Source organism: Kitasatospora sp. NPDC048194 (genome assembly GCF_043202455.1).
Lineage (GTDB): Bacteria > Actinomycetota > Actinomycetes > Streptomycetales > Streptomycetaceae > Kitasatospora.
In genome coordinates this window covers 46,433-54,047 of the sequence record NZ_JBIDAK010000043.1, presented here as the reverse complement: position 1 = coordinate 54,047, position 7,615 = coordinate 46,433, and the positions used below count along the sequence as shown (strand labels likewise).

Below are 7,615 nucleotides of genomic sequence, written 5' to 3'. Positions count from 1 at the left end.
CGCGATCTGGCACAACCGGACCACAGACCAGCCCGCGACCCGCTCACTGATCGCCTACGACCACTGACCGACTTCGGAACTACTCGTCTAGCCGGCACCCACCGACCCGGCGCCGCACCGCGGCCCGGGTGCCCGCCGGCGCACGGCCACCTGGATGCCCGCCGGCGCCCGGGCGGCGGTGGGCCGGGCCGGGCAGCGGCGGGCCGATGCCCGGCAACGGCGCGTCGCGGGCCGGGCGGCGGTGTGCCGAGGCCGGTCGAGAGGCGAGTTGAACACGTTCAAATAAGGGGTCTAGAGTCGGTTCCGCGCAGACGGGACAAGGCCCGCCTGCCCCTTCGGCACGCCTCGCCCGGCTTCCGTGCGGCGTGCCCGCCTCGGAGGTGTGCGAGATGGACGACGACCCCGCGGTCATCCTGCGGCGGGTCCGGCGGTGGCTCCGGTTCTTCCTGGTCTGCCTGGTGCTGAGCGGCCTCACCGCCTTCCCGCTGGAGACCGAGACCGGCTGGCTGGTCGACGTCGCCTCCGGCCCGGCCGCCCCGCTGGCCGACCACTTCCCGGCCGCGCTCGCCTGGTTCGAAAGGGTCCACCGGGGCGTCGCCGAGACCGACGAGCGCTACCCGTTCCTGGCGTACGGCACCGACTGGCTGGCCTTCGCCCACCTGGTGATCGCCGCCGCCTTCTGGGGTCCGCTCAAGGATCCGGTCCGCAACATCTGGGTGATCCGCTGGGCAGTGCTCGCCTGCGGCGCCGTGATCCCGCTGGCGCTGGTCTGCGGACCGCTGCGGGGGATCCCGGTGGTGTGGCGGTTCGTCGACATGTCGTTCGGAGTCTTCGGCGTCATCCCGCTGCTGATCGTGCTGCGGGCGCTGCGTCCGATGGAACGTTCCTTCCAGCAGCGCCTGGCCGCCGACTGAGTCGAGTGACCTCGGCGTCGTTCCGGGGCGCGTGGGCGGCGGTCGCGCGCCGGTGGGCCCTCCGGGGGCCCGGGTCACGGACAACGGGCGTCCTCCGCAGGCCCTACCATCTGGCTCAACAGCTGCTGGGAGGCGGACGGGCGTGGCCGATGCGGTGATCGATCTGAATGCGGACCTCGGAGAGGGGTTCGGGCGCTGGAGCCTGACCGACGACGAGGCCCTGCTGTCCGTGGTGACCAGCGCCAACGTCGCGTGCGGCTTCCACGCCGGCGACCCGTCCACGATGCGCCGGGTCTGCGCGCTCGCCGCCGAGCGCGGCGTCCGGATCGGCGCCCAGGTCTCCTACCGCGACCTGGCCGGCTTCGGCCGCCGTGCGATGGACGTCCCGCCGGACGAGCTCGCCGACGAGATCGCCTACCAGATCGGCGCCCTCCAGGTCTTCGCCCGCGCCGCCGGCTCCCGGGTCTCCTACGTCAAGCCGCACGGCGCCCTCTACAACCGGGTGGTCGCCGACTCCGAGCAGGCCGAGGCCGTGGTGGCCGGGGTGCTGCGGGCCGGCGCCGTCTGCGACGGGCCGCTGCCCGTCCTCGGACTGCCCGGCTCCCGGCTGCTGGACGTCGCCGAGGGCGTCGGCCTGCCGGTGGTCACCGAGGCCTTCGCCGACCGCGCCTACACCTGGGCCGGCACCCTCGTCCCGCGCCGCGAGCCCGACGCCGTCGTGGACGACCCCGAGTCGGTGATCACCCGCGCCGTCGGCATCGCCCGGGACGGCACCGTCGAGGCCGTCGGCGGCGAGCGGATCGGCGTCGAGGCCCGCTCGCTGTGCGTCCACGGCGACACCCCCGGTGCCGCCCAACTCGCCTGGCGGATCCGCGGCGCCCTCGCCTCCGCCGGAGTACGGGTCGAGGCCTTCACATGACGCTCCCGGTGATCCGGCGGGTCGGCGACCGGGCCCTGCTCGTCGAACTCCCGGGGACGGCCGAGGTCGCCGCACTGTACGGGTGGCTGCGCGAGCGGCAGGCGGCCGGCGAGCTCGGTGAGGTCGCGGAGGTGGTGCCCGCCGCACGCACCGTGCTGCTCGACGGCGTCGCGGACGTCCCGGCGGTGGCGGCGCTGCTGCGCACCGCCCGGCCGCGGGCGGCCACGGCGGCGAACGGGCCGCTGGTGGAGGTGCCGACCGTGTACGACGGCGCCGACCTGGCCGAGGTCGCCGCCCGCTGGGGAGTCTCCGAGGAAGCGGCGGTACGGATCCACACCGAACCGGAGTACGTGGTCGCCTTCTGCGGCTTCGCCCCCGGCTTCGGCTACCTCACCGGACTGCCCGCCAGGTACGCGGTGCCGCGCCGGGACACCCCGCGCAGTTCCGTCCCGGCCGGCTCGGTGGCCCTCGCGGGCCCGTACACCGGCGTCTACCCGAGCGCCTCGCCCGGCGGCTGGCAGCTGATCGGACGCACCCCACTGGCGCTCTGGGACCCGGGCCGCGAGCCCGCCGCGCTGCTGGCGCCCGGGGTCCGGGTCCGGTTCACGACGGAACGTGCTTAGGGACGGGCGGAGTTGAGCGAGCTGCAGGTGGTACGGCCGGGACCGCTGACCACCGTCCAGGACCTCGGGCGACGCGGCGTCGCGCACCTCGGGGTGCCCCGGGCCGGCGCACTGGACGAGCCCGCGCTGCGGGCGGCGAACCGGCTGGTCGGCAACGGACCGGAGGCCGCCGGGCTGGAGACCACCCTGGGCGGGGTCGCGCTGCGCGCCCTCGGGCCGGTGGTGGTCGCCGTCACGGGCGCGCCCGCACCGGTCAGGGTGGACGGGCGGGCCGCCGCCTGGGGCGCGCCGGTCGCGGTGCCGGCCGGGGCGGTGGTCGAGGTGGGCGCGGCGACCGCCGGGGTGCGCACGTACCTGGCGGTGGCGGGCGGGATCGCCGTCCCGCCGGTGCTGGGCAGCCGCTCGGCCGACCTGCTCTCCGGCCTCGGGCCCGCACCGCTGGCCGCGGGCGACCGGCTCCCGGTCGGCGCGCCACCGCCCTACCGGGACCGGGCCGAGCTGGTGCCGCTGCCCGCTCCCCCGGCCGAACTGGTGCTGCGGCTGCGCCTCGGGCCGCGCGCGGACTGGTTCGCGCCCGAGGCGGCGGGGCGGCTGGCCCGGGACGGCTACCGGGTCTCCCCGGCCAGCAACCGGATCGGGCTGCGCACCGAGGGGCCGGCCGTCGAGCGCGCTCGGGAGGGCGAACTGCCCAGCGAGGGGATGGTGCTGGGCGCCGTGCAGATCCCGCCGGACGGGCAGCCGGTGGTGTTCCTGGCCGACCATCCGACCACCGGCGGCTACCCGGTGATCGGCGTCGTGCCGGAGGCCGACCTGGCGGCGGCCGCCCAGGCTAGACCGGGGACGCCGGTGCGGTTCACGGTGCTGCGGGAGCGCTGAGCCCGGGGCCGGGGGCGGGCAGGGGCCGGGGGCCGGCTTCTGCCGCACCCGGCCCGGCGTCCGGGCCGCGCCGCCGTCTCGCGGTCCGGCTCCACCACCGTCCACGAGCTAGCTCGAAGCCGGGGTGTCCGGCGAGCGGTTCGGGGGCCGATGACCGCCGCGTCCGGTCCGGGCGTGGTCAGTCGGGGTTCAGGGCTTCCGCGGCGGCCGAGGCGAAGCCCTCGGGATTGTCCAGCATGACGTTGTGTCCGCAGTCGGGTACGGCCACCACCCGCACGCCCGCGGCGCGCAGCGCGTCGACGCCCTGCGGTGGCCCGTCCGCCGCCGGGTGGAGGAAGGTGCGCGGAAGGTCGAGCCGGAGCAGCAGTTCGCGCATCACCGGCTCGCTCCCGCGGGCGAGGTGCAGGGCGCTGCGGTACAGGGCCACCGGGCCGGCCAGCCGCATCGTGGACCACCAGAACGGGCCGACCCGCTCGGCGGCCTCCGCCAGCCCGCCACCGAGGAACTCCGTTTCGGTGTAGCTCGCGATCCCGCTGCTGCCGACCCTTCGGCGGCCCAGTGCGATCGCGTCCAGGTTGGCGTCCACCAGGAGCAGTCGCGACACCAGTGCGGGGTGCCGGTGTGCCAGGACGATCGCGACCGCGCCGCCCATGCTGTGGCCGACCACCTCGACCCGGTCCGGCCCGGCTGCCCGGACCGCCGCGGCGACGGCGTCGGCGTGGGCCTCCAGGGTGTAGCCGAAGTCGGTGGGCCGGTCGCTGATGCCGAAGCCGAGCAGGTCGAGCAGGAGCGAGCGGCGGCCGGCGAGCAGCGGGTGGGCGGCGGCCGCGGCGAAGTAGACCGGTGAGCTGGCGCCCAGCCCGTGCAGGTAGAGCCGGGCGGGTTCGGCGCCGGGCAGTTCGACCCAGCGGATCCGGTCGCCGCTGGGGGTGACGGTGGCTTCGCGCACGCGCGCACGCTCCTGGTTCGAGTGGTCCGGGCGAATCACCGGAAGGATACCTCGATATCGAGGTATGGCGAAGGCGATGTACCTCGCTGCACCCGCTCGTCGACCGACCGTCTGAGAGAGTGGCCCCATGCTGAAGCTCGCGATCCTCGGGTTCCTGTACGACCGGCCGCTGCACGGCTACGAGCTGCGCCGCCACCTCGCGGGGCTCGCCGGCCACATCCGCCCGATCAGCGACGGCTCCCTCTACCCGGCGATCAAGCGCCTGGAGGCCGACGGCCTGCTCGTCCGCGAGACCGAGCCCGGCAGCGCCGCCGCGCCCCGGCACACCCTGCACCTGACCGAGGCCGGCCGCGCCGCGCTGCTCGGCGCCCTGCGCGATCCGGAGCCGCTGGACATCAGCGACGGCAACCGCTGGACCACCGTGCTCTCCTTCCTGCGCCACCTCGACGACCCGGCCGCCCAGGCCGCCGTGCTCCGCCGCCGGCTGGCCTTCCTGTCCGAGCCGGCCAGCTTCTACTACGAGGGCGACCGTCCGCGCAGCGCCGAGGAGTTCACCGATCCGTTCCGGCGCGGCCTGCTGCTGACCGCCCGGGCCACGACCGAGGCCGAACTCTCCTGGCTGCGCGCCACCCTTGCCGAGCTGGCGGACGCGGCGCCGCAGGACGGGGCCGCAAACTGACGGACCGGCCGAAAGCCGCCGAACCACCCTCCCCCTTCCCTTCCCACCCCGCCCCTCCCGTGTTCCGATGGCCTCCATGGGCGACGACACACGCGCGAACGACGCACGGCGGCAGGGCTACGACGGCACGGGCGCGGGTGCGATCACCCCCGACGGCTGCGCCGTCGAGGTGTGGTCCCGCCTGCCGGCGGGCGACGCACCGGACGTGATCGCCGCCGCCGTGCCGCCCGGCGCGAGCCTGCTCGAACTGGGTTGCGGCGTCGGCCGGATGACCCACCCGCTGGTCGACCGGGGCTTCGCCGTGACGGCCGTGGACGAGTCCGCCGAGATGCTGGCCCGGGTGCGGCCCGGCGTCCGCACCGTCCGCAGCCCGATCGAGCGGCTGGACCTGGGCGAGCGCTTCGACGTCGTCCTGCTCGCCTCCTTCCTGGTGCACGCCGGCGACGCGGCGGTGCGCCAGGGCCTGCTGGAGACCTGCCGCCGCCACGTCGCCGAGGACGGCTGCGTGCTGGTGCAGCGCGAGGGCGAGGACTGGCACCGGAACGTGCCGCGGGAGAGCCCGATCGGGACGGACGGGGTCGTCCGGATCCTCTCCGCGACACCGGTCGGTGACGGCGTGAACTCCGTCCACGCGCAGTACGAGTTCCCGAACGGCACCTGGACCCAGACCTTCCTCTCCCGCCCGCTCACCAGAGTGGCCTTCGAACAGGCGCTGGCGGACGCCGGTCTGCGGGTCGAGACGTACCTGACGGAGGACCGCACCTGGGTCCGGGCCCGGCCGCTCGGCTGAGCGGCGGCAGGGCGGAAAGGCGTACGACCGCTCAGGGCCGCCCGGGGCATCGCGCGGCGCCGGTGGCGGGCCGGTGCCGGGCGCTTCCCGCCCGGGCGGCATGACAAGGCGGGGCCCGCCCGGTAGAACGCCGTTCCACCGGGGCGCCCGAGAGCACCCGCACCCCGGGGGTCAGCCGCGACAGCAGTGGGCCGGGACACCCCGAGGGGTGCCCCGGCCCGCTGGACGTCGAGGACCTAACGGCCGAACTCCCGGGCGGCGGTCAGTCGGCCGCGGACGGCGGCGTGGACCTCGGCCTCCTCGGCCGGGTCGGCGGCGAGCCTTCGCAGCCGCTCCAGCACGCGCGCGTCGCCCGTGGTGGCGACATGGCGCGCGGCGAGCTCGCGCGTGGACTCCTCGCAGTCCCACAGGCACTCGACGGCGGGGCCCTCGGGGAAGTGCACGTCGGTGGCGGCGAGCGCCCGGGCGGCGCGACCGCGCAGTTCGGAGGAGGCGGCCTCGCCGTAGATGTGGCGCAGGACGGGCACGGCGTCGGCGGCGGCCAGCCGCCCCGCACCGTCGACCAGCGAGCCGAGCCCGGCGCCGCCGACCCCGTGCACGGACATCCAGCGGCGCAGCCCGGCGACCACCAGCGGGGCGTCGGCCGGCTCCCCGGCATCGGCGAGCAGTCGGACGGCGGCCTCGCCGAGAGCGCTGTCGGCGCCCCCGCTGGCCGGGTCGGCCCAGCGGCGGGCCTGCGCCAGCACCTCGGGGCCGCGCATCCGGCCGAACAGCTCCAACGCAGCCCGTACGATCCGCTCGTCCACGTCAGCTGCGGCAGCCTCGATCAGCTCGAGGGCGGCCGGGTCCCGCTGGTCGACCAGGTAGCGCAGGGCGGCCCGCCGGGCGCCGGGCAGGCCGTCGGCGGCCGCCTCCAGCAGGACGGGACGGTCCTCGGGCCGGACCACGGCGGTCAGGCAGCGGGCGGCCGCGGCGGCGCGGCGGTCCACCGCATCGGGCGCGGACGGGTCGTCCTCGGTCCGCGCGGGCTCCGGGCGGGTCAGGAAGGCGCCGGCACCGAGGGCGCCCAGCTCGCCCTGGTCGGCCCAGGCCAGCACGTCGGCGGTGGACCAGCCCGGGGTCACCCCGCTGCGGTTCAGCTGCCGCTGCCACAGGTCGAAGGGCGACTGCTCGCTCGCCGCGGCGACTCTCGGGTGGTAGGCGGCCCACAGCCGCCAGGGCCGGGGCTCGTACGCGTTGCGGATGAACTCACGCAGTTCGGCGTCGCCCTCGGGGCCCGGCGGGAAGCGGTCCAGGACGGCGGTGCCGAGCAGCAGCAGGCCCCGGTCGTCGTCGCGCAGGGCGAGCTCGTCCAGGGCCCAGGCCCAGTTGGCACCCGTGGCGGCGTACTCGCGCAGCATCAGCAGCGCGTCGCGCCGGCCGTAGGCGGCGAGGTGGCCGAGGACGGACAGGGCGAGACCGGTGCGGCCCTCATCGTCGCTGACGAGGTCCTCGGCGGAGTGCAGGTGGTCCTCGATCCCGTCGAGGGGAGCCTCCAGCTCCATGTAGAGGCGGGCGTAGTAGAGGGAGCGGCTCTCGACCTGCCAGTCGGCCCGCGGATCCCTGGTGACGCACTCCTCCAGCGCGGCGATGGCCTCGGCACGGTCGGCGGCCAGCGCATGGAGCTGCCCGTCACCGCGGCCTCGCTGCAGGAGGCCGAGGAGGCTGGCACTGGGTGCTATCACTGGCTCGAACATGAGGTCAGCATCCGTTGCGGCGGTCGTAGTGGCAACGGGATTTCCGTCGCCGGGAGTCTCTGGTCGGTACTGCGGTGGGCGCCCGGGCGCCGGAATCACCGAAGGTTACCGCCTCGCGCCATCATCCGC

At 76.0% G+C, this 7,615-nt stretch carries 8 protein-coding genes; 6 read left to right on the top strand and 2 right to left on the bottom strand.

What is annotated here, in order from left to right; genetic code table 11:
• Positions 1 to 389 precede the first annotated feature (389 nt).
• From ACGF07_RS32585 to ACGF07_RS32570, 4 genes are all read left to right on the top strand, one after another.
• Complete coding sequence (locus ACGF07_RS32585; protein WP_392904748.1) at positions 390 to 914, top strand: hypothetical protein; 525 nt, start codon at positions 390 to 392, stop codon at positions 912 to 914.
• A 142-nt stretch (positions 915 to 1,056) separates the two neighbouring features.
• Positions 1,057 to 1,833: a LamB/YcsF family protein gene (locus ACGF07_RS32580; RefSeq protein WP_392904746.1), complete on the top strand. Its 777-nt coding sequence runs from the start codon at positions 1,057 to 1,059 to the stop codon at positions 1,831 to 1,833.
• Entirely contained in the window at positions 1,830 to 2,456 is a 627-nt protein-coding gene (pxpB, locus tag ACGF07_RS32575; RefSeq protein ID WP_392904743.1) for a 5-oxoprolinase subunit PxpB, read from the top strand. The genes ACGF07_RS32580 and pxpB overlap by 4 nt, the downstream gene beginning before the upstream one ends.
• A gap of 12 nt (positions 2,457 to 2,468) precedes the next feature.
• The gene (locus tag ACGF07_RS32570; RefSeq protein ID WP_392904740.1) at positions 2,469 to 3,332 is read left to right on the top strand and encodes a biotin-dependent carboxyltransferase family protein; all 864 of its coding nucleotides are present in this window, start codon (positions 2,469 to 2,471) and stop codon (positions 3,330 to 3,332) included.
• Positions 3,333 to 3,510: 178 nt separating this feature from the next.
• Here ACGF07_RS32570 and ACGF07_RS32565 read toward each other — a convergent pair whose 3' ends face one another.
• Positions 3,511 to 4,281 (bottom strand): alpha/beta fold hydrolase, encoded by a 771-nt coding sequence (locus ACGF07_RS32565; RefSeq protein ID WP_392904737.1) that lies wholly within the window; start codon positions 4,279 to 4,281, stop codon positions 3,511 to 3,513.
• Between the two features lie 127 nt (positions 4,282 to 4,408).
• Here ACGF07_RS32565 and ACGF07_RS32560 point away from each other — a divergent pair, with 127 nt between their 5' ends.
• Together ACGF07_RS32560 and ACGF07_RS32555 are read left to right on the top strand one after the other, a co-directional pair.
• Positions 4,409 to 4,960 carry a PadR family transcriptional regulator gene (locus ACGF07_RS32560; protein ID WP_350749356.1) on the top strand — a complete coding sequence of 184 codons (552 nt, stop codon included), beginning with the start codon at positions 4,409 to 4,411 and terminating at the stop codon, positions 4,958 to 4,960.
• A 76-nt stretch (positions 4,961 to 5,036) separates the two neighbouring features.
• The gene (locus tag ACGF07_RS32555) at positions 5,037 to 5,750 is read left to right on the top strand and encodes a class I SAM-dependent methyltransferase (RefSeq protein ID WP_392904735.1); all 714 of its coding nucleotides are present in this window, start codon (positions 5,037 to 5,039) and stop codon (positions 5,748 to 5,750) included.
• Positions 5,751 to 5,986: 236 nt separating this feature from the next.
• Here ACGF07_RS32555 and ACGF07_RS32550 read toward each other — a convergent pair whose 3' ends face one another.
• Positions 5,987 to 7,486 (bottom strand): HEAT repeat domain-containing protein, encoded by a 1,500-nt coding sequence (locus ACGF07_RS32550; RefSeq protein ID WP_350749539.1) that lies wholly within the window; start codon positions 7,484 to 7,486, stop codon positions 5,987 to 5,989.
• Positions 7,487 to 7,615: the final 129 nt, after the last annotated feature.

What these genes read in the sequence shown, in the direction of transcription:
- ACGF07_RS32555 (WP_392904735.1), top strand. Translation starts at nt 5,037, where the DNA reads ATGGGCGACGACACACGCGCGAACGACGCACGGCGGCAGGGCTACGAC.
- ACGF07_RS32585 (WP_392904748.1), top strand. Translation starts at nt 390, where the DNA reads ATGGACGACGACCCCGCGGTCATCCTGCGGCGGGTCCGGCGGTGGCTC.
- pxpB (WP_392904743.1), top strand. Translation starts at nt 1,830, where the DNA reads ATGACGCTCCCGGTGATCCGGCGGGTCGGCGACCGGGCCCTGCTCGTC.
- ACGF07_RS32550 (WP_350749539.1), bottom strand. Translation starts at nt 7,486, where the DNA reads ATGTTCGAGCCAGTGATAGCACCCAGTGCCAGCCTCCTCGGCCTCCTG.
- ACGF07_RS32560 (WP_350749356.1), top strand. Translation starts at nt 4,409, where the DNA reads ATGCTGAAGCTCGCGATCCTCGGGTTCCTGTACGACCGGCCGCTGCAC.